This window comes from Polynucleobacter campilacus (assembly GCF_002206625.1).
GTDB classification, from domain to species: domain Bacteria; phylum Pseudomonadota; class Gammaproteobacteria; order Burkholderiales; family Burkholderiaceae; genus Polynucleobacter; species Polynucleobacter campilacus.
In genome coordinates this window covers 13,738-40,055 of the sequence record NZ_NGUP01000007.1, presented here as the reverse complement: position 1 = coordinate 40,055, position 26,318 = coordinate 13,738, and the positions used below count along the sequence as shown (strand labels likewise).

General features: G+C 45.2%; 28 protein-coding genes, 1 other RNA gene and 1 pseudogene. 12 read left to right on the top strand and 18 right to left on the bottom strand.

Annotated elements, in window-relative coordinates:
* Positions 1–19 precede the first annotated feature (19 nt).
* The 8 genes and pseudogenes from CBI31_RS10060 to dnaX form a co-directional block, all read right to left on the bottom strand.
* Positions 20–3,097, bottom strand: a complete 3,078-nt coding sequence (locus CBI31_RS10060; RefSeq protein WP_088526271.1) for an efflux RND transporter permease subunit — start codon at positions 3,095–3,097, stop codon at positions 20–22.
* Positions 3,098–4,369, bottom strand: a complete 1,272-nt coding sequence (locus tag CBI31_RS10055) for an efflux RND transporter periplasmic adaptor subunit (RefSeq protein ID WP_088526270.1) — start codon at positions 4,367–4,369, stop codon at positions 3,098–3,100. It abuts the gene before it with no gap.
* A 9-nt stretch (positions 4,370–4,378) separates the two neighbouring features.
* Positions 4,379–5,896, bottom strand: a complete 1,518-nt coding sequence (locus CBI31_RS10050; protein ID WP_088526269.1) for a TolC family protein — start codon at positions 5,894–5,896, stop codon at positions 4,379–4,381.
* A gap of 186 nt (positions 5,897–6,082) precedes the next feature.
* Positions 6,083–7,498, bottom strand: a complete 1,416-nt coding sequence (locus CBI31_RS10045) for a carbohydrate porin (protein ID WP_088526268.1) — start codon at positions 7,496–7,498, stop codon at positions 6,083–6,085.
* 190 nt (positions 7,499–7,688) lie between these two features.
* Positions 7,689–8,672, bottom strand: a complete 984-nt coding sequence (locus CBI31_RS10040) for a DUF6282 family protein (RefSeq protein ID WP_088526267.1) — start codon at positions 8,670–8,672, stop codon at positions 7,689–7,691.
* A gap of 136 nt (positions 8,673–8,808) precedes the next feature.
* Positions 8,809–9,423, bottom strand: coding sequence for a recombination mediator RecR (gene recR / locus CBI31_RS10035; protein WP_088526266.1), 615 nt, complete (start codon positions 9,421–9,423; stop codon positions 8,809–8,811).
* Positions 9,424–9,433: 10 nt separating this feature from the next.
* Positions 9,434–9,757, bottom strand: coding sequence for a YbaB/EbfC family nucleoid-associated protein (locus CBI31_RS10030; protein ID WP_088526265.1), 324 nt, complete (start codon positions 9,755–9,757; stop codon positions 9,434–9,436).
* Between the two features lie 40 nt (positions 9,758–9,797).
* Positions 9,798–11,448: pseudogene (gene dnaX / locus CBI31_RS10025) on the bottom strand (DNA polymerase III subunit gamma/tau).
* A 32-nt stretch (positions 11,449–11,480) separates the two neighbouring features.
* On the opposite strand from dnaX, the gene ffs reads away from it, so the two are divergent.
* An RNA gene (gene ffs / locus CBI31_RS10020) (signal recognition particle sRNA small type) lies at positions 11,481–11,579 on the top strand.
* A 248-nt stretch (positions 11,580–11,827) separates the two neighbouring features.
* Positions 11,828–12,007, top strand: a complete 180-nt coding sequence (locus tag CBI31_RS10015) for a hypothetical protein (protein WP_133062497.1) — start codon at positions 11,828–11,830, stop codon at positions 12,005–12,007.
* 15 nt (positions 12,008–12,022) lie between these two features.
* On the opposite strand, the gene CBI31_RS10010 is transcribed toward CBI31_RS10015, so the two are convergent.
* From CBI31_RS10010 to CBI31_RS09990, 5 genes are all read right to left on the bottom strand, one after another.
* Positions 12,023–12,496, bottom strand: coding sequence for a TspO/MBR family protein (locus CBI31_RS10010; RefSeq protein WP_088526263.1), 474 nt, complete (start codon positions 12,494–12,496; stop codon positions 12,023–12,025).
* A 203-nt stretch (positions 12,497–12,699) separates the two neighbouring features.
* The gene (dxs, locus tag CBI31_RS10005; protein WP_088526262.1) at positions 12,700–14,586 is read right to left on the bottom strand and encodes a 1-deoxy-D-xylulose-5-phosphate synthase; all 1,887 of its coding nucleotides are present in this window, start codon (positions 14,584–14,586) and stop codon (positions 12,700–12,702) included.
* Positions 14,587–14,600: 14 nt separating this feature from the next.
* On the bottom strand, positions 14,601–15,902 hold the full coding sequence (gene hemA / locus CBI31_RS10000) for a glutamyl-tRNA reductase (RefSeq protein ID WP_088526261.1): 1,302 nt from the start codon (positions 15,900–15,902) through the stop codon (positions 14,601–14,603).
* A gap of 139 nt (positions 15,903–16,041) precedes the next feature.
* Positions 16,042–16,278: a hypothetical protein gene (locus tag CBI31_RS09995; RefSeq protein ID WP_088526260.1), complete on the bottom strand. Its 237-nt coding sequence runs from the start codon at positions 16,276–16,278 to the stop codon at positions 16,042–16,044.
* Positions 16,279–16,314: 36 nt separating this feature from the next.
* Positions 16,315–16,527 carry a hypothetical protein gene (locus tag CBI31_RS09990; RefSeq protein WP_088526259.1) on the bottom strand — a complete coding sequence of 71 codons (213 nt, stop codon included), beginning with the start codon at positions 16,525–16,527 and terminating at the stop codon, positions 16,315–16,317.
* 247 nt (positions 16,528–16,774) lie between these two features.
* Here CBI31_RS09990 and pufB point away from each other — a divergent pair, with 247 nt between their 5' ends.
* From pufB to CBI31_RS10380, 6 genes are all read left to right on the top strand, one after another.
* A complete protein-coding gene (gene pufB / locus CBI31_RS09985) occupies positions 16,775–16,918 on the top strand; it encodes a light-harvesting antenna LH1, beta subunit (protein ID WP_088526258.1) in 144 nt (47 codons plus the stop codon).
* A 15-nt stretch (positions 16,919–16,933) separates the two neighbouring features.
* Positions 16,934–17,137: a light-harvesting protein gene (locus CBI31_RS09980; protein WP_088526257.1), complete on the top strand. Its 204-nt coding sequence runs from the start codon at positions 16,934–16,936 to the stop codon at positions 17,135–17,137.
* A gap of 89 nt (positions 17,138–17,226) precedes the next feature.
* Positions 17,227–18,639: a PucC family protein gene (locus CBI31_RS09975; protein WP_088526256.1), complete on the top strand. Its 1,413-nt coding sequence runs from the start codon at positions 17,227–17,229 to the stop codon at positions 18,637–18,639.
* Positions 18,640–18,876 (top strand): hypothetical protein, encoded by a 237-nt coding sequence (locus CBI31_RS09970; protein WP_088526255.1) that lies wholly within the window; start codon positions 18,640–18,642, stop codon positions 18,874–18,876.
* 2 nt (positions 18,877–18,878) lie between these two features.
* A complete protein-coding gene (locus tag CBI31_RS09965) occupies positions 18,879–19,061 on the top strand; it encodes a hypothetical protein (RefSeq protein WP_088526254.1) in 183 nt (60 codons plus the stop codon).
* Positions 19,058–19,213, top strand: a complete 156-nt coding sequence (locus tag CBI31_RS10380) for a hypothetical protein (RefSeq protein WP_161491204.1) — start codon at positions 19,058–19,060, stop codon at positions 19,211–19,213. The genes CBI31_RS09965 and CBI31_RS10380 overlap by 4 nt, the downstream gene beginning before the upstream one ends.
* A 22-nt stretch (positions 19,214–19,235) precedes the next feature.
* Here the strand turns inward: CBI31_RS10380 and CBI31_RS09960 are convergent, their stop codons facing one another.
* Complete coding sequence (locus CBI31_RS09960) at positions 19,236–19,709, bottom strand: glutathione peroxidase (protein ID WP_088526253.1); 474 nt, start codon at positions 19,707–19,709, stop codon at positions 19,236–19,238.
* 149 nt (positions 19,710–19,858) lie between these two features.
* On the opposite strand from CBI31_RS09960, the gene CBI31_RS09955 reads away from it, so the two are divergent.
* The 4 genes from CBI31_RS09955 to CBI31_RS09940 are packed head-to-tail and all read left to right on the top strand — an operon-like array spanning position 19,859 to position 22,636.
* Entirely contained in the window at positions 19,859–21,055 is a 1,197-nt protein-coding gene (locus CBI31_RS09955) for a Coenzyme F420 hydrogenase/dehydrogenase, beta subunit C-terminal domain (RefSeq protein WP_088526252.1), read from the top strand.
* A 24-nt stretch (positions 21,056–21,079) separates the two neighbouring features.
* A complete protein-coding gene (locus tag CBI31_RS09950) occupies positions 21,080–21,664 on the top strand; it encodes an NnrU family protein (RefSeq protein WP_088526251.1) in 585 nt (194 codons plus the stop codon).
* Between the two features lie 23 nt (positions 21,665–21,687).
* Positions 21,688–22,044 (top strand): hypothetical protein, encoded by a 357-nt coding sequence (locus CBI31_RS09945; protein WP_145958376.1) that lies wholly within the window; start codon positions 21,688–21,690, stop codon positions 22,042–22,044.
* 10 nt (positions 22,045–22,054) lie between these two features.
* The gene (locus CBI31_RS09940) at positions 22,055–22,636 is read left to right on the top strand and encodes a lipocalin family protein (protein ID WP_240553938.1); all 582 of its coding nucleotides are present in this window, start codon (positions 22,055–22,057) and stop codon (positions 22,634–22,636) included.
* Here the strand turns inward: CBI31_RS09940 and CBI31_RS10605 are convergent.
* The 4 genes from CBI31_RS10605 to chlG are packed head-to-tail and all read right to left on the bottom strand — an operon-like array spanning position 22,633 to position 26,311.
* Positions 22,633–22,755 carry a hypothetical protein gene (locus CBI31_RS10605; RefSeq protein WP_276207137.1) on the bottom strand — a complete coding sequence of 41 codons (123 nt, stop codon included), beginning with the start codon at positions 22,753–22,755 and terminating at the stop codon, positions 22,633–22,635. The genes CBI31_RS09940 and CBI31_RS10605 overlap by 4 nt on opposite strands.
* A gap of 55 nt (positions 22,756–22,810) precedes the next feature.
* Positions 22,811–24,013: a geranylgeranyl diphosphate reductase gene (locus CBI31_RS09935; RefSeq protein ID WP_088526249.1), complete on the bottom strand. Its 1,203-nt coding sequence runs from the start codon at positions 24,011–24,013 to the stop codon at positions 22,811–22,813.
* A 50-nt stretch (positions 24,014–24,063) separates the two neighbouring features.
* A complete protein-coding gene (locus CBI31_RS09930; protein ID WP_088526248.1) occupies positions 24,064–25,416 on the bottom strand; it encodes a BCD family MFS transporter in 1,353 nt (450 codons plus the stop codon).
* 7 nt (positions 25,417–25,423) lie between these two features.
* Entirely contained in the window at positions 25,424–26,311 is an 888-nt protein-coding gene (chlG, locus tag CBI31_RS09925; RefSeq protein ID WP_088526247.1) for a chlorophyll synthase ChlG, read from the bottom strand.
* Between the last annotated feature and the right edge of the window lie 7 nt (positions 26,312–26,318).

The following is a 26,318-nucleotide window of genomic DNA, read 5'->3' as shown; positions in this document are numbered from 1 at the left end:
TCTGAAATGCTTTCTTTACTTAAATACTATTGGCAGGTGTCAATGCACGGCCTCTGAACCAGCCATAAATCACTGGAAGTACTAACAGTGTCAATATAGTAGTTGTCACCATGCCGCCGACAATCACTAAGGCTAGTGGACGCTGTGCTTCAGAGCCAATTGAATGGGATAGCGCAGCAGGTAGCAAGCCTAATCCAGACAGCATAGCTGTCATTAACACTGGACGAACGCGCAATGAAGCACCTTCAACCATGGCATCTTTCATCTGCCCATGCTCAGCTGCAACTGTCTTATTGATAAACGAGATCAAGATTACGCCATCCTGAATTGCAATCCCAAAGAGAGATAGGAATCCAAAGAGCGCCGAGATGCTTAGTGTCTCACCAGCAAGATGCAAGGCAAGCACACCACCAATGGCAGCAAAAGGTACATTAATCATCACAATAGTAGCATCGCGGAAGTTGCCAAAAGCACTCACTAGCAATAAGAAAATGCCCATCAGCGCCAAAGGCACAATCAACATCAATTTTTTCTGCGCTTGCTTCATTTGATTGAACTGACCATCCCAGCTAATAGAATAATTTGGCGGTAATGTGATGTTCTGCTCAACTAAATACTGTGCATCTTCAACAGCGCTACCTAAGTCACGGTTACGTACGCTAAATTTAATGGCGATATAGCGCTTACCCGCTTCACGATAAATAAAGAATGGTCCATCAGTTAATTTCACAGTGGCCACCATTGAGAGGGGTATCTTCGGGCCATCAGGAGACTCTACTAATAAATGACTAATATCAGCTACGTCATTACGACTTCCCTCGTTTAAGCGAATCGCAATACCGAAAGTTTTTTCATCTTCAAGCAAGTTTGTTACAGCAGCGCCACCGATTGCATTAGCTACAACCGTCTGAATATCATTTACATTGATGTTGTAACGCGCAGCACGCTCACGATCAATCTGAATATTCAAAGTAGGCTGACCAAGCTCTTTCAAGATGCCCTCATCCGCTACGCCACGCACTTTTTTCAGTTGATCGATAACTTCATGGGCCTTTTGATCCAGAACCTCGAGATCGGTGCCGTAAATTTTGACTGAGTTCTCACCCTTCACGCCAGATAAAGCTTCATTAACGTTATCTTGAATATATTGAGAGAAGCTATAGGTGATACCCGGAATCCGGTTTAACTCCTTCTCTAGATTGGCGATGAGGTCTTTCTTAGAAGAACCTGCCGGCATCTTATCGGGACTCTTCAAATATAGCCCGTACTCTTGATTAAATACGCCAGTAGAGTCAGTACCATCATCAGGACGACCAATTTGTGCAGCAACTTTGTCAATCTCTGGTTGCCCGATAAAGGTTTCGCGTAATTGATTGGCAACTTTGACTGAGTAATCAAGATCTACCGTATTTGGCAAGGTAACACGCAACCAAATATTATTCTCTTCCAAAGTTGGCAAGAATGCAGTGCCTAAGCGAGTCATACTGAGCAGCGTTAATCCCAATACAAAAACTGCTACCGAGAAAACTGTTAGTGGGCGATCCATCCACCTTCTCAGTAACGGCTTATAGCCATTGAGAATCTTGGTCATAAATGAGGGGGGCGTGTGATGCAGATTCTCGCCAAAGACTAAAGAAATCATTGCTGGCAAGAAGGTGAGACTCAACACCATTGCTGCAATCAAGGCAAAGCCCATCGTGAATGCCATCGGCTTAAAGATGATGCCTTCAACTCCGCCCATAAAGAACAATGGTGAGTAAGCAACGATGATGATGCCAGTCGAGTAAATCATCGCTCGCTGCACTTCACTCGTTGCCAAAATGATGCTTTGATTTAAACGCTTGCCCCCCTGCTCTAGGTGACGCATTACGTTTTCAGTCAGAATCACCGCAGAATCAACGATCACACCAAAGTCAATCGCACCCAAAGAAATCAAGTTAGCGGGTACGCTCCATAAATGCATCTGAATAAACGAGACACACAAAGCAAGTGGGATTACAGCAGCCACAACCGCAGCAGCACGAATGTTGCCTAAGAAGAAGAACAACACTGCCAACACTAATGAGATACCAAAGAACAGGGTATGTTTAACCGTGCCAATAGTAATATCTAAAAGTACTTGGCGGTCATAGAAGGGCTTCACCTCAATACCAGGCGGTAATACATGCTTGTTAATGTTATCTACTGTGCTACGCACTCGCGCTAAGACCTCAGTAGCATTCTCGCCACGACGTAAATAAACAATACCCTCAACAGAATCTGGATTTTCATTAAACTGGAACATGCCTAGGCGTGGCGCATTACCAATTTCTACTTTAGCAACATCCCCAATCCGAATGGGCACGCCGTTATTGATAGTAATGACTACCTGCTTGATGTCGTCGATATTCTTCAGTAGACCTACGCCGCGAACAACGAACTGCTGTTCACCACTCGGTAATAAGCCGCCACCGATATTACTGTTAGCGTTTGTGAGCGCCAAGATCAATTGATTAACTGAAACCCCTTTGGCCTGCAAACCCTCAGGGCTCACAATCACCTGATACTGGCGAACCTTACCGCCAAATGAAGAAACATCGGCAACACCCGGTGTTTGCTTCAACTCTTTATAGATTTCATAGTTCTGTAATGTTTTCAGCAACGTTGAGGTTGCGTACTCTGAACGAACTTCATAGCGCATGATCTCGCCGGTAGCATCGGAGTCAGGGCTAACACTAGATGTTACGCCTGGCGGAAAACTCACATTCGATAAATTGCTAATAAACACCTGACGCGCTTTAAATGGGTCAGTAGTGTCATTAAATTTGAGTGTTACTACAGATAAGCCAAACAAAGATACAGAGCGGAATGCTTGTAAGCCTGGAATACCAGCTAAAGCATTCTCAACTGGAATGGTGACCTGTTGTTCGACCTCAGTAGTACTTCTACCAGGCCATTGAGAGATAGCCTGAATCGTTAGTGGTGCAACGCCTGGGTAGGGCTGAATTGGTAATTTGCTCAAACTGAGCATACCTAACCCAAGCAATGCGATAGAAGCAAAGATGACTAATACACGCTTCTCGATTACTCCTCGAATAAAGGAGGTAAAAATACTCAATTAGTCCTCCTGCTTAGCAAAGCGATCATTTAATAAGACAGCGCCTTCTGTTAGCACTTTCCATCCGGGCTCAACGCCCTCGGTAATCGCAAAGGCCTTGCTATTGAGATCGTAACCTTTCACTGGTACACGCCGGAACGTCTCGTCACCGACTTTAATAATGGCAAAGCGGTTCTCACGAATCCGGACAATGGCTGTCTGAGGCACTACAACTGCGTCTGCCATGCCTGTAGTGAGCAAGCCCGAAGCATACATATCGGGGCGCAATAAACCATCGATGTTTTCTACATCAGCACGAATGAGTAAAGCGCGCGTTTGTGGGTCAACCGTTGGCGCAATGTAATTGGCATAAGCGACAAACTCTTTCTCAGGGTATGCCTCAAGACGTAAAGCCATTTTCTGGCCCTGCTTAATCATCCTAAAGTCTTGCTCAAATACGTTACCTAAAAACCAGAGATGCTTGGGATCTGCCAAGGTAGTAATCACATCACCAGCGCTCACTGCAGTTCCAGGCTCAACATTGCGCTTCACTACGACACCCTTCAAGGGTGAACGCATCACTAAATTAGTAGTGGTCTTACCAGTAGTTTCAATACTCTTAATGTCGCCTTCGCTTGCGCCTAAGTTTCTCATGCGATTAGCGGCAGCTTGTTGAGTAATGAGTGCATCACCGAGTAAATCACTGATCGTTTTATTGCCTTCCAATACCTTTGCGGTTTTAGAAGAGAGTAAATATTCTTGCTGAGCAGACAGAAAATCTGGGCTATAAAGCTCTACGATTGGAGAACCAATATCTACTTGGGCGCCATCAAAAGCATAAATGCGCTCTACTCTACCTGGAGCACGCGCTGAGAGTACTTTTGATTTTTCTGCATTGAATGCTAAACGGCCTGGCACTTTAATATTCACTGGTACTGGAATTTTTTCTGCCAACTGAAACGTATAAATCTCAGGATTAAGTTTGACGCCAGGTAACTTCAACTCCAAGATACCACTGGTCTCAACTTTAAGATCCTTTCCAGAGCTTTCAATTTTGACAGCGCGATCTACATTGGTAATACGACCCACCACAATACCCAAGGATAAAATTGCGAATGCAAAAGCAGCTAAGCGCACACGGTAGCGATTTGTCGGGGAGAGATTCCAATATAAGCCCGCTAAGCCAGCAGCAGCAGCTTTTGCATGATGCGCGCCATGATCAGCACCCTTATTCAAAATTGGCTTTGTCTTTTCAGACAAACGCTTTAGAAACGAAATCAATTTATCGATCAAAACTACTCCTTAAAAAGGCTCTTTGCCTGCAGAAACCATTAATACTGCTTGCGCTTGCAATAGATTACTCTCTGCTTGTGCCAAAGCAATCTCTAAGTTACGCAATTGAGTTTGCGCAGTCAATAAATCATTAAACCCTTGGCCATTATTTGAGTACTGGGTCAGACCCACCTTATAGGCGGCATCAGCTTGTGGGACTTGGCGATCCCTCAGAAACTGGGCTTGGGTCTTGGCTTGCTCATAATTGGCATAAGCGGTATTTACTGCCAATACAATTTGCTGGCGATTTGAAATATTGCCGGCTTCAGCAGCAGCTTGATTGCGTTGTGCCTGCTCTACCCCGTACTTTTCCTTGGTAAAGAAATACAGCGGAATAATGAGATCCAACTCAAACTGATAAAACATCGTGCCATTGTTTGATGAAAACGGTCCGCGCGGCGTGTAAGAAGAACCAATAACCTGAAAATCCGGTAGGTATGCTTTTTTAGCAAGAGTTACGCCCTTACGTGCAGCATCTAATTGCAAAACTGAACTCTTTAAAGCGGGATGGCTGGACTCTGCGTAATCCTCTAACTCAAGCAAGGTTGGTACAGCACTCATTGCACGGCGCACATCTCCACGCAATACTAATTTTTCGCGAGAGTGACGGCCCACCAAAGTGTTGATGTTGTTGAGTGCGACTTGGAGTTGACGCTCGACATTGAATTGGTCGGCTTGGGCAGCGCTTTGTGCGACTTGCGCATTCAGAAACTCAACATAAGCTGCAGCATTATTGGAGTAACGTGCTTTAGCAACATTCTTCACCATCTCTAAGCGTACGACTGTCTCTTTTAAAACCTGCAACTGCTTCTGAGCAGCCAGTGCACCGTAATACAGGGTTGAGAGCTGCGCACCTAATTGTAAATAGGTGGATTCAGAACTGGCTAAGAGCGCTTCTGCATTGGTATCAGCAATGTCTGCAGCCAAGCTTTTCTTGCCAGGGAACTGAAACGGTTGCGCTACAGAAATCGAGTTATTACTACTAATGCCATTAGGGTTGGCTGCTGATGGCGTGTTGGCACTGCCTAAGGCAAATGGTGAATTCACTGGCATGCCAGACCACACTAAACCTACTTGAGGATTTGCGGGTGCTGCAATTTGTGGAACGGTTGCCTTGGCTGAGAGATAGGACTCACGCAATGAAGATAATTGCGGGTTATTGGTCTTGAGCTCATTCCAAAGCTGGCGCAAATCCATCTCTGTTGGGCCTGATGGCGCACTTTTGACGTAGATCTTGGGAGTATTTGCCTTAGTGACAGGAGCAAATAATTCAGCTGCTTTTGGGCTTTGGTCTTGAGAGCTCAGCTGCGCACCAATCGATGGTGGCGATGCTAAGGAAGAGTTGCCTGATTGCACTGTGACACTTGCAGGAGTGCTGCTACCAGATCCTTGTGCAAACGCCGAAATAGCAATAGTAGCCATTGCATATGGTGCAATGCTTTTGAGGAGACTGACTACGCCCCATTTACGTTTGCCGTGAATCAACAAATTCAGCTGCCCTCTAAATCAATAAAATGCTGTTTTTATAGCCCCTGAAGCAGATTGAGATCTTACAAATACCCATTTCAGGGGGTTTTATCGATTATAGGTGACAAAAGCCAAAAGTCTAATTATTGACAATCTCTATCTTATTGATTCTAAAGATAATAATGAAAAACTAGACCACTAGAGCCTTTAAAACTCAGCATGAATCCTAAAAGAGATGATGTTTACTGGGCCACGGGCTGCGTTGTAAGCGGGATTATTGATGTGCTGAAAGTTCAAGCCCGCCAGGACATTCTTAACAACGTTAGCGTTGTAATACACCTCGCCTACCCGTTCAGGACGATAAGAAATTGTCTGGCCAGGGCCAGCATAGTCACCAATAAAGTAAGACACCCCTCCAGCTTGTAAGTATGAGCGGCGATAACTGGATAGGCCGTTTTGCATCATTGAAATGCCAATGCTGTCGTGTGGACGCGCCCAACTTGTGCCATTCATGCCCATACCAACAGAGACTGAGTTATCTGCCTCTGTGAAAGACATGGTTTCAGTGCGACCATCGGAGGTAAATGCACGAGCATAGATACCGAGGTCATCAGTTAAGGCCTGCTCCCCATGAACACCCACACCTGTTTTGTATTGATAATTAGTACGGACATTATTAATTGCTTGTGTGCCTTGTGCATTATTGGTGAGCACATAATTAGTTGCATCACTAAATCTCGCCAAGATCATTTTGTTGCGATAAGCAAGCACGCTCACCTTGCCAGGAAGTTTGCCGATATGATGTTGGCGCTCAACCTCAAATTGATCGCCATAAGTATTAAAAATTTGCCAATTGAGATCACGGCCATTGGGGTTCTTTGGGGCCAGCATACGAGAAGCTCTCAATACCCAATGGTCGAGGTACCACTCGCCTGCTAATCCAGTGCTGTAGCCACGTGCGTCGGCAGCGTAGTCATAAGCTAGATAAGTCATATTGCCCCAGTTCATGAACTGGACGCGGGGGTCTTTTGCATAACGGCTGTCATCGAAAATATCTAAAGTAGAAAACTGGCCAGCAGTCACCACGACGCGATTACTACTCACCGTTTGCGTAATTTGATTAGCCTCATTCTCAAGAACAACTTTATCGCCCTCTTGATTAATCGTGTGTCGCATAAATGCTCTGGCAGAGTAAAATTTAGCGTTTAAGCCACCGGCTTTTGTTGCCTCGCCATTGGTAAAGCCGCCCAAGCCAACCAAGCCTGAAAATGGCACACCAGAAACCACTTCTGGATTGAAATACACATCCGTATTTGGCGCAACACGAGCACCAAAAAATAATGTTCCTGACCAGGTATAACTCATCGAGTTCTGAGCAGCTAGACTATTCTTGCCTGAGTAGCTTGATGTGAAATTGTTATAGCGCTGGTTAATGTATGTGGTCTGACCGTGTATGTTCACCGGTAAACCCAAGAACTCACCCTCTGTTGGTAAATCTTGAATTGGTGATGCAAAGCTAGCAATTTGATCGGAGCCAGACCCTGCCTTCTGCGCAACTGCAGAAGCGCCCAGAAAAGTGCAAACAATGCTTAACAGGAAGAGGGTATAAAACTTGCGGGTCATTCACAATTTCTAATTGGGATGCCAGTGCAATGCAATAGCAACATGCCGATAGGAAAAACTAGGCAAACACAGCTTGAGATTGAAGCCCAAGGGTGGTGCAGGCCCAAATTATCCCCAAAAAGGGGGAATTTACCTAGTCTTTATGTCGTAGACATGACAAAAACGCAATGATTCGGGGAAGAAATGCGCCTTAGTCTTTTAGACCCAACAATTTGGCTGGGTTCTTTTTCATCATCTTATCGATATCAGCTTGCGATACACCTGCCGCCTTAACTGCTGCGATTTGATTCTCAACACCATCTGGTGGAGTCATCATGCCTTGTTGACCTAAATCGGTTGAAAGCACTAAATGGTCTGCGCCAATTTCCTTAACAGCTTTAGCAACCACGGTTGCATCCACTTTTTCCCAATGGGTCATCCATTTGTACTGCGCTGAAGGACCAGTCATAAATTGTAAATAGCAAATTTCAATATATGCGCCCATTGCAGTAACTTGCTTGGCTTGCTCGAAAGATAAGCCTGGTATGTTAGTCAATCCATGCGTGATCAAAATATTCTTCACGCCCAATTCTTTTGCGCGCTTGACGACCGTAACTACTTCATCCGCAGAAATATGGCCGGTAGCTAGGATCAAATCTTCGCGAGCAATGATCTTTAGCACCTGCTCCAACTCTGGTGTGACTTGGCCATTTGGCGCAACCACAATTCCTGATTGATTTTTATCTACCAAAGTCTTGACATGCATATCCGAATCAAAAGTCGGCAACCAAACTACTTTTCCGCGACCGCCAGACATACGATGCATCCACTCTACAGCTGCAGGATTTACACCACCTACAGACTTGTTAAGAACAATTCCTCCCCATACTTCAATGCCAGGAACCTGTTGCATTACTAATGCAGCTCGAGCATTCGTTGTGACCACATGATTCTTAATCACAATACCGCGCATCCCTTTACGACGAGCAATAGTGGCTAATTCATAATCCGTTAAGGATCGGCCAAAGACATCTGGATCGGGATGCACATGCATATCAATCACGCCAGCTGCAGGACTCACTTTAGGAGGTGGTGGCGGAAAACCTACTTGTGCCTGGGTAATATTGGAAGTCAATATTAAGCCAGCACTCATTAGGCCAGCTACCAAAATTTTGCTTGATTGAAATTTACCCATGATCCATCTCCCTGATTGAACTACTTTCTTATAATGGGTTCACTCTATCCTATCTATTCCAGCAGGTAATTAAGTAGTTCCCCTATAAGTGGAGGAAATGGGGCAGAGAGAGCTTAAAGCTTCGAACTTGTGTGGACTAGCGGCGATCCATCAAGGCTCTAGCTAACGTGCCTGCATCAACGTACTCTAACTCCCCGCCTACTGGAATACCTCTAGCAATGCGTGTGACTTTAATGCCTTTGGCTTTGAGTACTTCGCCGATGTAATGGGCAGTAGCCTCACCTTCACTAGTGAAGTTTGTCGCTAGCACTACTTCCCGAATGGGCACGTTAGTATCTGGATTCTCAATACGAGCCAGTAAGCGATCAAAATGAATTTCATTGGGGCCCATGCCATCGAGTGGCGAAAGACGGCCCATCAATACAAAGTAATTGCCTTTGAAACTTAAGGTCTGCTCTACCATCACTTGATCAGCGGGTGTTTCTACGATGCATAACAAGGATGGATCGCGGCGCTCATCTCCACAAGTGATGCAGATTTGAGTTTCAGAAAAAGTATTACAACGAGCGCAGTGCCCCACCGTTTGCACTGCCTCACCCAGGGACTGAGCAAGTACTGCAGCACCATTGCGATCATGCTGCAAAAGATAGAATGCCATCCGCTGAGCAGACTTGGGGCCCACTCCGGGGAGCACACGCAATGCCTCGATCAAACGACCAAGTGCATCAGCAGGTGCTTCTATGCGTGCCATGAATGATGATTTAGAAAGGAAGCTTAAAGCCTGGAGGCATTGGCATTCCAGCGGTAGCACCAGACATCATTTGTGCGCTGGCTGCTTCTACTTGTTTGAATGCTTCTGTGTAAGCAGTTACAACCAAGTCCTCCAACATTTCACGGTCGTCCATTGCACCTGGATCAATTTGCACACGCTTGAGTTCGTATTTGCCAGAGATGGTAACTTTAACTAGGCCACCAGCTGCTTGGCCAGTGACCTCTAGCGCAGCCAACTGCTCTTGCGCTAGCTTCATCTTCTCTTGCATCTGCTGGGCCTGTTTCATGAGGCCAGCAAGTCCACCTTTCATCATCGCTTCTTTTCCTTAATGCTTATTTATTAGTGAATTTAAATTAATGGGGTTTCACAGAGCCACCAACCACTTTGGCGCCAAACTCTTTTTCTAATTGCTGAATAAAAGGATCGGCCGCAATCATTTGCTCGGCATTCATTCTTTTCTCTTGATGAATCTGGGCATCAACCTTAGCAACAGTCTTGCCCTCTACTTCACCTTTTTCAATCACGATCTTGACACTCTTACCAAAGTGAGCCGTCAGTGCATCGGCCAATCTTGCAACAGAAGCTTCTGAAGCTAGCTGTGGCATTGGTGTCACGATCGTTGCTTTTACACCTGCTGCAGAATCTTTCCAGTTCTGTAGCTCGGTCTGAAATGCTAACTGTTGAACCATGCCCTTCACGGGCAATTGGCGCATTAAGCTATGCCAGTCTGGAGGATTTGCAGCATCACCTATAGGAGATGCTGCAGTAATTGGCTTTGTTGCCATTGGTGTTGCTACAGCTGCTGCTGTGGGCACTACTGTTTTTGCTGCTGGAGCTGGGCGTGGCGCACCAGCGACTGGTGGGGCTGATGGCGCTGGAGCTTGCCCCCCCACTACCCCCACTGCTCCCTGGACGAAATGCCAACATCCGCAAGAGCGTCATGGCAAAGCCAGTTTGCTCATCCGGTGCAAGTGATAGATCGGGACGGCTAGTAATGGTGATTTGGTAGAAGAGTTGCGCCTCTTCTTTGGTGAGTTGGGTAGCTAAGCGACGAATCTCACTTGCCTCTGGCCAATCCTCTAGTACGGACTCTGGAACCACTTGGGCTGCTGCAATCTTTTGTAGCAGACTAGAGAGATCTTGCAATGCTAATGAGAAAGACATGCTGCGCTCACCCATTTCGTTTGCAACTGCTAACAGGCTGGCGCCGTCTTTTGCAATTAAGCAATCTAAAATACGAATGAGATAAGCATCGTCTAATGTGCCAAGCATGTTGCGTATCGATTCTTCAGTCACTTTGCCTGCCGCATAAGCAATCGCTTGATCAGTTAATGACAGAGCATCACGCATGGAACCTTGAGCTGCTTTAGCCAAGACACGCAATGCGTTGACTTCGTAAGCCACCTTTTCTGCTGCAAGCACTTTTTCTAAATGCTCAACGATCAGAGGTACAGGCATTTGCTTGAGGTTGAACTGCAAGCAACGAGACAAAATCGTGACGGGGATCTTTTGTGGGTCAGTAGTGGCTAGAATAAATTTGACGTGTTCTGGAGGTTCTTCCAGAGTTTTGAGCATGGCATTAAAGGCATGATTGGTGAGCATATGCACCTCGTCAATCATGTAGACCTTGTAACGAGCATTGCTTGGTGCGTAGGCTGCTTTCTCTAATAGAGCAGCAATATCGTCAACCCCGCGATTACTTGCTGCATCCATCTCTATATAGTCAACAAAACGACCAGCATCAATTTCCATGCAGGCTGGGCATTTTCCGCAAGGCTCTGAAGTCATCTTGCCTGAACCATCTGCACCTGTGCAATTGAGGGCTTTGGCCATAATGCGTGCAATGGTGGTCTTACCTACCCCACGAGTACCTGTAAAGAGCCAGGCATGATGCAGGCGACCCTGATCCAAGGCATGGGTTAAAGCCTTAACCACATGGTCCTGTCCTACTAGCTCAGAGAATGTTTTAGGGCGCCACGAACGGGCTAATGCCAATGCTGTCATGTCTTACATTCTAACAAGCTAAAATGGAAGTGGATGGGCCTCCCCGCATGGTGGGTTGGATAACCTGGTCAGGTCGGGAACGAAGCAGCCAAACCCAATTTCTGCCAGTGCCGGGGGTTTGGCTCATCCACCCCCCAATACAGAGTCAAACATTGGTATAGTTTTATACAGATGACCCCCTATTTAGCAGAGGGCTTGTTTAAATCAAGGGAAATAAATGTCTAGAGATAAATTAGGATTAATTGCATTTGGTCTTGCACTCTTGGGATTCATCGTTTTTGTCAAAACGGGAGCACTTCTTTTGTTTTTCATAGGCATAGTCAGCGTAGCCGTATTGGTATTTTCTAAGAATAAATTCATCCAATAAATGACAGGTGTCATGCTCGAGCTGATAGTTGAATTTGGTGTGATTTTGATTTCACCAATCGTTTTTCACTACTACCTCTGGAAATATAAAAAATTAGCCCCTGCAGTCATTCTGAAAGATTTCAAAATTTATGCCTGCTTGTATGGGCTTATTTTGATTGCCGCTATCTTTGCCATTTGGAAGCAGTATTAAGGGCGTGTGAGCCTTTTATCCGAAGGGCCCATTGAGTCGCACAGTATCCCAATTCAAGACAATCGCAATACTGACCCAGATGAGATATGGCAGGATGTAAAGACTATATTTAGTAGAAACTTTGCGTATTGTCAAAAAGATTGCGAGAACTGAAAGCCATAAAAGCACTGCCTCGTACAAAGACCAGTCTGGCCTTTGAAAGCGGAAATACAAAATACTCCATAGCAAGTTCAGAAAAGCATTAAGCCAAAATAAAAATGTTAGACGACGAAGAAATGCGGCATTAGAGGCCAAGTGCTTTACGGCCACCCAAGCCATACCAGACAAAATAAAAATGATGGACCAGATTGGGCCAAATGCTGCGTCAGGCGGTTTCCAAAAAGGTTCTTTTAGGGCTTGATACCAAGGTCCCAAATCCGTTGCCAAGCCACCCAGAATCGCTACTGTTAAACCCCAGGCTAATGGCATGGCCATTTTTTTATTCAACATCAATTTCCTTCAAAGGTAGCGGTGCCGTATAGGGTTCTGAAAATTGAGCGTTTAAATGTAATAGTAGATAAAGAAAAAAATGAGAATGAATATGTTCAGAGTGCCAAAGATGATCAGAACTGGTTTACCGATATATTGCCACTTTGCCTCTTTTGACAGTAGTTGCGTCTGATTTTTTTCTTTCTTAAACATAAATGAGGTGCCTATATCTGAAAATGATCCCGCACTTTGGCTAGGATTTTCTTGGGAGACAGTCCATATAAATCTAAGAGCACATTGATATCACCATGCTCTACATACTCATCAGGCAAACCAATCTGCAGAGTCGGTATCTGAATCTTGTGCGTTGATAGCGCTTCCAGGCAGGCACTACCCGCCCCTCCTTGAGTTGCGCTGTCTTCAATAAAGACCAAAGCATCATGAGTATTGGCAAGATCTAATAGCAATTGCTCATCTAATGGTTTTACAAAGCGCATATCAGCAACAGTAGCATCAAGCTCCTCTGCGACCTCTAGTGCGTTATAGACCAATGGACCAAAACAAACAAACGCAATCTTTTTACCTTGGGCTTGTGCATTTTTTACTTTGCGAACAATCACGCCTTTGCCAACTGGGATGGTCTCTAGTTTTTGAGATGCCTCTGGGCCTACTCCAGAACCGCGGGGGTAGCGCACCACAGCAGGACCATTCAAACTAAAAGCCGTCGTGAGCATATTTCTGCAGTCTTCTTGATTCGATGGCGTCATTAAGACGACATTCGGCAAGCATCTCAGAAAGGCAACATCAAATACACCTGCATGGGTTGGCCCATCTGCACCAACCATACCAGCTCGGTCGATAGCGAAGACAATCGGTAAATTCTGCAAGGTCACATCGTGTATGAGTTGATCGTAGCCCCTTTGTAAAAAAGTGGAGTAGATCGCTACTACTGGCTTGAGACCCTCACAAGCAATACCCGCCGCAAAAGTCACTGCATGTTGCTCTGCGATACCTACATCAAAGTAACGATCGGGGTACTGAGCTTCAAACTGAACTAGGCCAGAGCCCTCACGCATTGCTGGCGTAATACCAATAAGACGTTGATCTGCTTTGGCCATATCGCAAAGCCATTCGCCAAAGACTTCGGTATAGGTTTTTTTACCTGGTGCAGAAGGTTTCAGGCCTTCGCTAGGATTAAATTTTCCAGGCCCATGATAAGAAATGGGATTTAACTCTGCCCTCTCATAGCCTTTGCCTTTTTTTGTAACGATATGCAAAAATTGTGGGCCATCAGTCTGAGCAATCTTTTTCAGGTTCTCAAGAGTAATAATGAGATCCTCAAGATTATGACCATCGATTGGGCCATAGTAGTCAAAACCAAATTCTTCGAAAATAGTAGCTGGACCAATCATCCCTTTTGCATGACCTTCCAGTCTCTTCGCAAACTCTCTTAAGGGAGGGGTGTAAGAAAGCATCTTATCCAAACCTTTTTTAGTAGCTCCATAGAGTGAACCGCTAATCAGCTTAGCTAGATATCGATTCAGAGCTCCAACCGCAGGAGAAATCGACATTTCGTTATCGTTCAAAATCACGATTAAGGGAATGGATTTATCAACCCCTGCATTATTTAAACCTTCATAGGCCATACCAGCGCTCATAGAGCCATCGCCAATGACTGCGATGACATTGCGCTTTTCGCCCTTCACCTTGCTAGCTACTGCCATCCCAAGAGCGGCTGAAATACTAGTAGAGGAATGGGCTGTACCAAAAGCGTCGTATTGGCTTTCTGCGCGCTTTGGAAATCCAGATAAGCCACCAAACTGACGCAAGCTTGGCATCATTTCTCTGCGCCCTGTCAAAATTTTATGGGCGTAACTTTGATGTCCTACATCCCAGACAATCCGATCTTCTGGCGTATCAAAAACATAATGCAGCGCAATTGAGAGCTCAACAGTACCTAGATTGGATGATAAGTGACCACCAGTGCTAGCAACAGACTGCAAAATGAATTCACGCAATTCATCCGATAGTTGGGCAAGCTCAGATTGCTCAAGCTGTTTTAAATCCTGTGAGGAGTTAATGGTGTGAAGTACTTTAGTTGCCTGGAGCATAGTTAACGCCGAATTTATTTTGGAGAATAAATACTAGATAGAATTCGCTTGAAATCTTCAATCTCGTTATTGGGTGATTTTTGCAAGGCATTGATCGGTGCATGCATAAATTTATTAGCCAGGGCTTCAGCCATGATCGATAGGACCTTAACCGGATCTTCTCCCCGCTTAATGCGCCGCACCGCTTTTTCTAATTCAATTTCTTTGAGTCGCTCTGCGGTATTTTGGAGCGATTGAATAATTGGCACTAGCGTTCTTTTTTGCAGTGTCTGGAAAAATTCACCCACGCCTTTATCAATAATAGTTTCAGCGTCAGCCATCGAAAGTTCACGAATATTACGACCCTCATTCACAACACTTCCCAAATCATCGACGGAATAAAGATAAGCATCTTTCAGAGATCGAACCTCTGGCTCTATATCCCGCGGTACGGCCAAATCAATCAACACAATCGGTCTGCTATTTCTGGCCTTCAGGGCAGTTTTAATCATGCCCATACCAATGATGGGCAATGAACTTGCTGTACAGGAAACGATCACGTCAAAATCATGCAAGCGCGTTGGCAAGGATTGCAAAGGAAAGGAATCTGTTTGCAGACCCTTTTCGGCAAATACTTTTGCCATCTCATCGCCACGATCAACCGTACGATTACTGATTGCAATCTGTTTTGGCTTTCGACCAGCAAAGTGAGAGGCGCACAATTGAATCATTTCACCTGCACCAATGAACAAAATTTTGGAGTCTTTAAGATCGCCAAAGATTCTTTCAGCTAAACGTACTGAGGCCCCTGCCATGGAGACTGAATGCGTACCAATATCTGTTGTTGCTCGGACCGCTTTTGCAACTGAAAAAGTTTTATTGAATAAAGGCTTGAGGTATGTTCCTAATGTGCCAGCTTGGTCAGCGAATTCAACCGCTTTTTTCATTTGACCCAGTATTTGAGTCTCACCCAATACCATTGAGTCCATTCCACAGCTGACTCTAAACACATGCTTGACCGCATCCGTCTCTTTCGCGGAATAGATATATGGCTTTAATGCATCGCCCTGCAAACGCTTTTGAGAGGTCAGCCAATCAAAAGCACGCTCTTCTAGATGATGTGCAGGATTAGAAACATCATTGGCAGCACAATAAATCTCCATACGGTTACACGTAGATAAAATCGCAACCTCTGGCATTAATTCAGAATGGCTGCCTTTTAAATAATTACGAAGATCTAATAAGGAGTCCTGTAAATCTGCTGGAGAAATAGCAACGCTCTCTCGAATATCAATTGGAGCCGTGTGATGATTCACACCAAGATTGAGTAGTTGCATGCTATGGGCTATTAAAAATAGCTTTGTGTGGATCTAGAAAAATCATGAGAATGATTCTTCCTCTTGATTGGCAATCTGTCAATCAAGATTGACACCTATTTAAGCCTCCCTACCTAGGGAAAACCCACATGCTCGCTGATTACTGATTCTTAGCCGCAGCCTCGTAGGCTTTAAATTTTTTATACGAATTGATCGTGGAATACAGGGCAAAGGCCGTGATCAGCACGAAGAATAGATTGGTCAATGAGTAATCCTGATACAGAATCCAGACCTGACCAACTAAGGCTATTGGGAACACCACAATGGCAAATTTGAGCCACAGCATGGTTCTTTTAACTTTGGGATCTACTGGGGTCGATTCAACTTGCTTATTCATTACCTATCCTTAGGACTGAAGAGGCGGAGCCTCTGATTAATCTCGCCTCAGTATACGAAAAATGAAGGCTGTCATGCCCTGGGCAAGGATAAAGGTGAAGATCGCCCCCATCAGACCCATAAACACCCCAGGAACGACGCCTAAATCCAACTGCTTGGCAAATAGTAGCCCCATACCAAAGCCACCTGCAGCGCAGGCTATCTCAAAGAGCAGTTTGATGGTGCTAAAGCGCTGGCTAGTTTTACTCAATTGATATCCAAAATAGACATTAGATAGAGTTCATTCTATATGCCATATAGCCTAAAGCATCTCAAGTAATGACTGTTACGGATGAGTTATTTTGCAACGCAACATCTTGACGTATAAGGGAAATTCCTAAGAAAAGTGTATAGATTTATTTACACATTCGTACTAAATTAACCCTGTGGTTAGAAGGTTAATTCAGTACCCTCGTGTGGGTTAGCACGACGCAGTTAGATTTGAGAGGAAAAAAGCTATGACAAATGACACTCTTACAGGTCTGAGTGTTGAGGAAGCGGAAGAGTTACATCGCAACCTCATTCAAGGTACGCAATTTTTTGGGATGATTGCAGCACTCGCCCACTTACTTGCCTATATCTATTCACCTTGGTTGAAATAATTAAAGGAGATTGAGATGATCTACGGAAAAATGTGGACAGTGGTTAGACCAACAGTTGGCATTCCCCTGTTTTTGGGCGCTGTAGCAGTTGGTTCTTTTTCAGTGCATTTAGCATTACTAAACAATACAACTTGGGTGAAAGCCTTTTTAGAGGGTGGTCAATCTACAAAGTCTGCCGCTACCTCAATGGCACCCGCGGCACCAGCAGCAAAAAAATAAGTTTTATCTTTCCCATATAAGACCTAGATCTAAACATCTAGGTCTTATGTTTTTTGGTTTACGCATGTATCACTTAAACTAAGCTTTACATGAATCGTTTTGGTCAAAAAATAATCAGTACTTGGGCTAATTTAGGCCCTCGCTTCTTGCCTTTTGCAGACGCTGCTTCTGCTGAATTACCCCTCGGTAGATTACTCAGACTATCCTTATTTCAAGTATCGGTTGGCATGGCCCTAGTGCTACTAGTGGGCACCTTAAATCGAGTGATGATTGTTGAGCTACAAGTACCCGCATCACTGGTATCGATCATGGTTTCTTTGCCGATTATTTTTGCTCCCATTAGAGCTTTGATTGGCTTTCGCTCAGATACTCATAAATCTGCTTTAGGCTGGCGTCGTGTTCCGTATATTTGGATGGGAACCATGGTTCAGTTTGGCGGGCTTGCCATCATGCCTTTTGCTTTACTCGTCTTAGCTGGTGCAGGCAATGCCAGTGAAGCGCCAGCATGGATTGGATTAGCAGCTGCAGCACTGGCATTTTTATTTGTGGGTGCTGGTATTCACACGACACAAACAGTTGGTCTTGCCTTGGCTTGTGATCTTGCGCCGCCTAAATCCCAAGCGAATATTGTTGGCCTGATGTATGTGATGCTATTAATCGGCATGATTGGTAGCGCCCTCATTTTTGGCCAGTTATTAGAAGAGTACAGTCCAGGTCGCTTAATACAAGTGATTCAAGGTTGCGCTGTAGTCACGCTCGTTTTAAATGCCATTGCACTTTGGAAGCAGGAAAGTCGTGAAGAAGCCCGCGCGCGAGCATTAGTAGCCAGAGAACAAAACTTTAAACAATCTTGGGAAACTTTTAAAGCAGGTGGCCAAGCAATTCGCCGCTTAGTTGCAGTCGGTTTTGGCACCATGGCCTTTAGCATGAATGATGTTTTGCTAGAACCCTATGGCGGTGAATTATTAAACATGAGCGTAAGCGCCACCACGGTATTAACGGCTACTTTAGCCATTGGTTGTTTATTTGGCTTTAGCATTGCGTCCAAAGTATTAAGTGCTGGTTACGACCCCTTTAAGATGGCTAGCAATGGTGCCAAAATTGGTATTCCGGCATTCATGCTAGTCATCATTGCGGCACCTTTGAACAGCACACTTATTTTTATTGTGGGCGTCGTGTTAATTGGATTTGGTAATGGGCTATTTAGTCATGGGACTTTAACTGCCACCATGAAATACGCCCCAGAAAATCAAAGTGGTTTAGCCTTAGGTGCATGGGGAGCAGTACAAGCGACTGCTGCAGGCATTGCCATTGGTGTCGGAGGAATATTTCGGGATATTTTGGCTGGTATGGCCTCCAGAAATTATTTCGGCGCCGACCTCAATAATCCAGCAACGGGTTACTGTGGTGTCTATCTACTAGAAATCATTCTGCTCTTGATTACCATCGCCGCAATGACCAACTTCATATGGCCAACAAAGCCTGTAGAATCTGCTGCTTAAATGACTACTATCTCCCAGTTTGCCGAAAAGACGCTCATTATTTTTGGCTTCTTCATTAGCTCAATTAGTTTTATATTAATTACCTTGAGTCTGTGGGACTTCATCTCTGCAGATCTGTTTTCTTTTGGTCTTTCTTCAGGTATTCGCGTATTGGGCAGCTGCGCTATCATGGGATGCCTTTTGAGCGCTGTTGGCTATGGCATTGGAGATTATTTTAATAACGAAGCGAAGGAGTGAAAATGTTTAAAAGATCAGATTACTTCATTCTCATGGCAGTGGTGATTTCTTTCTTTACCTCTGCCTATTTATGGTTTGTAGTTCAGGACAAAGAGCAATCCATCTTTACAGCGCTATGGGTACCCTCCATATTTTGCTTTGGGATTTATTTCAAACTCGCTGCATTATTGAATCGTAAAAAATGAGTAATACAACATTACTCCTTCTATCGGTCTTTGTTTTTTCCCTCTTAATTGCTGGCCTATATTTCATGGTTCGCGAATTTATGGGAGAAGTGCAAGATGCCTTCCCTGATGTCAATGAGTGGCTAGATTCAGATAAGAAGAAAAAGAAGTAATTAGTGATGAACTGCTCGTAATCTAGAGCAGCTTACTAATCGCCTCTGCCATCTTGCTTGCGCCATCTGCTGATGCAAGCCGTGTGATGGATTGGCCATCTTTACTCACGACAAATTTAGTGAAGTTCCACTTAATGCCGGTGGTTCCTAAGATGCCAGGCGCTTGATCCTTTAAATAGATATACAAGGGATGAGTACTATCCCCATTCACATCAATTTTTTCAAACATTGGAAAAGTCACGCCATAGTTAGTACTGCAAAAGTTTTGAATTTGCTCTGCAGAGCCGGGCTCTTGAGCGCCAAATTGATTACATGGGAATCCTAATATCTCTAGGCCCTTAGCTTGATTTGCAGTGTACAGATTCTGTAAGTCACGATATTGAGAAGTAAAGCCGCAGTTACTTGCGACATTCACGATTAAGAGTGTCTTGCCCGCATAATCCTGCAAGTTTTCTGAGGATCCATTAAGTCTTTTGAGGGGGATATTGGGCAACATGTTTACTCTCCATATTCATAAAATTGGTCTGCAAATATTTCGTATTCAGGCCATAATAAATGGATTATGTTTACTTTGCTTTTTGCTCCGCTACCCCATAAATCATCATGTCTAAAGGACTGAGTAAATCCTGCTAATGAATACTGCTGATGAATACTGCTGATGCACCCTATCGGAGCTTATGCACCGACTGCGGAATTTCTCGAACTGATAACCCAAAACGCTGCGGTGAGGCTTGTCAATTTATCAAGCCCAAGTACCCAGAGTTAGAAACTCAGGTTCACGGCAGGGCAAGAGATCTGAGTCGTCCTGACGAATTGCATTTTGGCCCCTTTATCAAAATGCTCAGAGCAGGACTTAAAAATCCGAGTACCGGTGCACAGTGGACCGGAATTACCACTCGGATTGGTGAGCGTCTCTTAGAAACTGGTGCGGTCGATGCGATTTTGACCATGACTGAGGATCCCAATGATCGCTGGAAGCCTTTGCCGATCATTATTGATAAAGCATCTGATATGGCCAAGTGTCGTGGCATGAGAATGGGCTACGCCCCGCTTCTCTCCCTCTTGGAGCCAGCGATTGCTAAAGGGTACAAAAGGATGGCTGTCATCGGCATACCCTGCCAGGTATATGCCTTAAGGGCTCTAGAGAAAGAGCTTGGCCTAGAAAAACTTTATGTCATTGGTACGCCATGCTCTGACAATACTACTACCGAGAATTTTCATCATTTCCTGTCGCTGGTTAGCTCAGAGCCTGATGAGATTAACTATCTTGAATTTAGAGCGGATTACCACGTAGAGGTCCGCTTTAAGAATGGGAAAAAGAAAGAGATTCCGTTTCTTCAATTACCACTCTCCACTTTGCCCAATGACTTCTTTCCACTAACCTGCCGTACCTGTGTTGATTACACCAATGTGCTATCAGACATCACGGTTGGTTATATGGGCGGACAAGGCGAGCAATGGCTCATTATTCGCAATGAACGTGGTGAAGAGTTATTAAATCTTTTGGGCGATGAAGTTCGCGCCTCGGCACCGGGAACTGCTGGTAAACGTCACTCAGCCGTTGTTGGCTTTATGAAAAACGTGGAGCGCGCTGCTGGGGGCCTCCCCTTGAGAAAAATGCCGAACTGGTTAAGACCCATTGTGGGTTGGCTAATGCCCAAGGTAGGCCCTCGTGGTCTGGAATTTGCTCGTACTCGCGTTGAGATGAAAGCGATTGAAACAGTACTTCACCTGCGCAGAGAGCAGCCTGCAAAAATGGCTTCCATGGTTCCGAACCATATCTGGCCTCTAGTAGAGCCCTATGGCATCAAGCCTAGCGAACAAGAAATTCATAAACCCTAAACCTATTTTCCTTTGGAGTATTCCATGGCTTTATTTCTGATTGGTCTTATTATTTTTCTTGCTAGCCACTCGTGTCGCATCTTTGCTGAGTCATGGCGCAACCAGATGATTGATCGTATCGGTGAAGTGAAATGGAAAGGTTTGTACACCATCGTTTCCTTAATTGGATTTGTCATCATGGTGATTGGCTATGGTCAAGCAAGGCAAAGTACAGTGGTGTTGTGGCAACCCAATATTGCTCTCATCTATATTGCCCTAGTCTTAAATCTAGTGGCCTTTATCTTCCTTGCAGGAAGTTCGCCATCGAACAATGCGATTCGCCTCAAACTGAAGCACCCAATGATTTTGGGCGTCAAAGTATGGGCACTAGCGCATCTTCTTTCTAATGGCACTTTAGTCAATCTGATCCTCTTTGGTGCCTTTTTAATCTGGGCTGTATTAGATTTTCGTTCAGCCAGAAAGCGTCCTGTTCATCTCCCTGAACAGGCTCAAGTCAGTACTAAAGCAACAGTGATTACGATTGCTGCTGGCGTCATCCTTTGGGTAGTCTTTATATTTGGATTACACCAATACCTCATTGGAGTTTCTCCTCTCGCCCAGTTGTCTTGAGCACTCTTTTGAAATCAGCCAGTATGCGTACTCAGGGGGCCTTAGTCAGCCTCCTCTTGACGCTAGCTTTATGGGGATGCGATGCTCAAGCCCCCAAAGTGGAAGCTATAGATAGTCAAAGCAAGACATTGTCATGCTCTCTCAACGGCAGTCCCATTCAGATATTCATTACTAAGGGCTCTCTCGACGCAAGCGTACTTTATGAGGGCAAAGAGATTAAGGTGAATCTCTTAGAAGTAAAAGATTTTTATCAGATATTGATGCGCTTTGACCCACAAATTGGGCAACTCAAAATGAATAAGATGGGTAATGAGTTGACTCAAGTCAAAGCTGGCAATGAACAAGTCGCTACTTGTGTGGCAGAATTAAAAAAATCATAGGACAAACATCATGAGAAAAAATCACTACATTATTGGCTTGCTTCTTTTCTGCTGCTCACAAAATTGGGCCATGGCTCAATCGGCACAAGGGACTCAGGCAGATCCAAAGCCAGTAGCGCCTATCAAGACGATTGCCTCATTAGATGTTGCCCGCTATCAGGGCACTTGGTATGAGATTGCGAAGTTTCCCAATTGGTTTCAGAGAAAATGCATTGCCGATACCAATGCCACCTACAAGATCAAAGAAGATGGCAATGTGAGCGTCACGAATCGCTGCACATTTGAGGGTGGGGGTAAAGGCGAAGCCATGGGTACCGCAAGGCAAATTGGTGCTTCAACTTCCCCAATTCTGGAGGTACGCTTTGCGCCAGATTGGCTGGCTTTTCTACCGATGGTCTGGGGTGATTACTGGGTAATCGATATCGATCCCGAATACCAATTGGCTGCAGTGAGCGACCCCGGCAGAAAATATCTCTGGATACTCTCCCGCTCTAAGGCAGTAGAGCCCAGCAAATACCAGGCGCTACTGGGTCGCCTAGTAAATAATAATGGCTTCAGTCTTGAGCAGCTGAGCCTGACACCACAAAATTAAACTGAGAATAAGAATTTAATAAAGGTAATTCCGATAATCAAGCCTGAGAATGCAATGATTCCAATCAGGTACATCTTGCCAGTTTTGTTCTTCAAGGTTGCTGCGCTGTTATCTTTCATGATTCCACTTCCCTTCAGTTTTAGGACTAATTTAAAGCTGTTGATTGACTAACTCTTAAACTTTCGCAAAACCCAATAAATGGGCGGTATCTTTTAAGAAAATCTTCAAGTGCGCCAGAGGGTCACGGCGAACGAGTTTCTTATTCATATACGATTCAAATGTTAAGCGCTGAACGTCTTTATCTTCACACATTTTGACAAAGCGCTCACGACGTTTATCGTTGGTGTACCAAAAACGCTGCATGATTCCAAGTACCAAAAATACCGTGCCATGTTCTTTCATAAACTTTTTACGGGCTTTTGCCAAGGACTTACCCTTGCCGGTCACTAGGAGCTCTTCTACCGCTTCTGCAGCCACACGGCCACCATACATACCGTAGTAAATTCCCTCACCGGAAGCAGGCGCCACCACACCAGCAGCATCACCAGCCAACACCACATCTCTACCGTTATCCCATTTCTTTAATGGCTTCATGGGTAGCGGTGCGCCCTCATGCCTGAGCATTTCAGCATTCTCTAGGCCAGTTTGTTTTTTGAGAGTTTCTACTGCACTTCTTAAAGAAAAGCCTTTATCAGCAGTGCCTGTGCCGATACTCATGGTGGTGCCATGAGGGAATATCCAGCCATAAAAGTCTGGGGATAAAGCGCCCTGATAAAACACATCGCAGCGTGAGCCATCAAAACCCTCTGGTGGGTTTTCAGGAACCTTAACGATCTCGTGATAGGCGAAGACATACTCCACATCTTTAGCCCCTGGAATCGCCTGACGGCCCACTCCTGATTTTGCGCCATCAGCACCAATCACTGCCTTGGCGCGAACGGCTACGGTTTCATCAGGTGCACCATGCTTACCTCGCACGACATAATGCACAACTGAGACTCCATCTGAATCTCTAGTGAGTTTTTCAAAGACGCCAGTTCTTCTTTCGGCACCATCATTGGCAGCACGAACACGCAAGAATTCATCAAACTTATCGCGATCGACCATGCCTACAAAGCCGCCCTCAATATGCATATCGACTGCCTTATCTGAAGGGGCAATCATTCTGGCGCAATTGGCCTTGGCTACTAGAAGCTCATCGGGGATTTCAAAATCTTTAATTAAGCGAGGAGGTATAGCGCCACCGCAAGGCTTAATACGGCCCATGCGATCTAGTAAGAGGACTTTTCGACCTTTCTTTGCGAGATCACTTGCAGCTGTAGCTCCAGTAGGGCCACCGCCAACCACAACGACTTCAAAAGTTTCTAGGGCACTCATGTTCATCTCCATCATACTCAGTTAAATGATTCAGTTAATTGATTGATTTACTACACACCCACTAAATGACTCGACATCTTGCTTGTTTGTTTTTGCGTTCTGGTCTGATAAGACAAGTACGCAGCCACCACAAATAAAACAGCTTCTAATAAAAAGACAAAGGCATAGGCAGAAGCGGGGTCACCCAAAATGATTCTGGCAATATCGCTTAAACCCGTTCCAATAATTCCACCTAAACCAAAGGCCATCGCTTGCGATGCACCCCAAATTCCCATACGAACACCCTCACGCCGCGCACTACCGATACTCGCAAATTGCATCATCGAGCCGACAGCAGCAATCGAAAATGCGCCATTAAAGATGCCCAATAGGAAAACAGCTACTTGAAAGAAAATCACATTGGCAATCGGACCTGATAAAACCAGACCTAACATCGCTAAGGCTGAAGCCAGGCATCCGCCAATCGTCCAAGTACTCAATGACGTTAATGTCTGAGATTTAGCCTTGCTCGTAATAAAGGCTAAAAAGAGCATTCCAATGAGTACGCCACCGTTTTGCAAGCCAGATAAAGTGGTTGTCTCTGCGGGTGAGAACCCAAAGGCAACGGCAGCAAAAGGTTCTAAGATCAAATCTTGTGAGCTATAAGCCAACATCGATACAAAGACAAACCAGGTAAACGAACGCACCCTACTTTCTTTCCAGACCTCAGCAAAGGCTTCACGAAAACTGGCTTTGCTTGGACCCTCTGATTCGACTCCATCTGCCTTAGTTGCTAGCTGCTGGTTTTTAGTAACTGGCGCTTCCATGCCCCAGATCGCCAAGAATGTGACTATCACTGCAATCACCGATACGGTCGATGAAACCATGAGTAAACGCTCAAATGAAAATGGGGTGAGGAACTTGCCACTAACACTAGCTGTAAAAGCAAACCCAAAAATCATCATCAACCAAACGCAAGTAGCTGCTGCAGCCTTCTTTTTAGGCTCTACTCGTTTTGCTAGCAGCACCAGTAATGCAGTGCCACTAGAACTCACGCCAATGCCAATCATTAAAAAGGCAACGGTTGCCAGTGCAATGCCTAAAACAACCGAGTGACTTAACAGGATTGTGGAGGCGGCCGCTAATACGCCGCCACTAGCTAATACCAATATTCCTCCACGTATCCATGGGCTGGCTCTGCGCGTTTGATCGGAACCAAAACCCATGCGGGGGCGGATTAACTGAATAAAATAATGTATTGCTACTAATGCGCCGGGCAAAATTGCTGGCAGAGCTAACTCAATCACCATCACTCGATTTAAGAGTGAGGTCGTTAACACCACAATCGATCCTAAAGATGCCTGGACTAAACCTAGTCTGGCAATTTGGGGCCAAGTGAGATAGGTGGTTTCAGGTGCGCTCATAGTTTTATTAATTTACCGAGAAACGTCCTGCCACTGCAAATGCACTGACCATCATTCCTGCAACAAATAATGGCACTCCAAAGCCACTCAAAAATAATGCGCGCTTGACTGGATCCTGTAAAAAATAATGCATCATTTTGATTTGACCGGCGATGAGCAGCAAAATCACGAGCGCTTGCCAATAAGCGCCCCATACCAATAAGAGCCCAATAACGCCAAACTGAGGCGCTAACATCATGAGGCATGCATTCTGGGCGGCACCTGCGATACCGAGCTGGACTGGCAAAGAGAGTACGCCCATCTTGCGATCGCCTTCAATTGCCTTGAAATCATTTAAGGTCATGATGCCGTGTGCGCCAATGCTATACAGAATCGCTAGAAGAATCGATGGAGTAGAAGGAAGCAAGTCCCCCATCATCACTGCTGATCCTGTAAACCAAGCCAATCCTTCATAAGAAATTCCGCAAGCAGCATTACCGTACCAGCCGTTTTGTTTAAAGCGGAGTGGCGGCATGCTGTAAAGCCAAGCTAGTAAGAGCCCTAACAAAGTTGCTGCAAATGCCCAAGGACTAATCAACCAGCCCAATAAGAGTGAGAGGCCAGTCCAGATACAGGCAACATACAGACCCCAAGTACCTGGCATACGGCCCGAAGGAATGGGACGTTGTGGTTCGTTAATCGCATCTACCTCGCGATCAAACCAATCATTGACTGCCTGACTGGCAGCGCACACCATGGGGCCTGCCAGAATCACACCCGCAACTAACAAGTGCCAACGTCCTTCAAAGGAAACGCCAGTAGCAATCACCCCGCAGGCAAAAGCCCACATTGGCGGAAACCAAGTAATGGGCTTAAGTAATTCTAGGATGGCGGATGGCGCGGGGAAGCGGCGCATAGTGAGT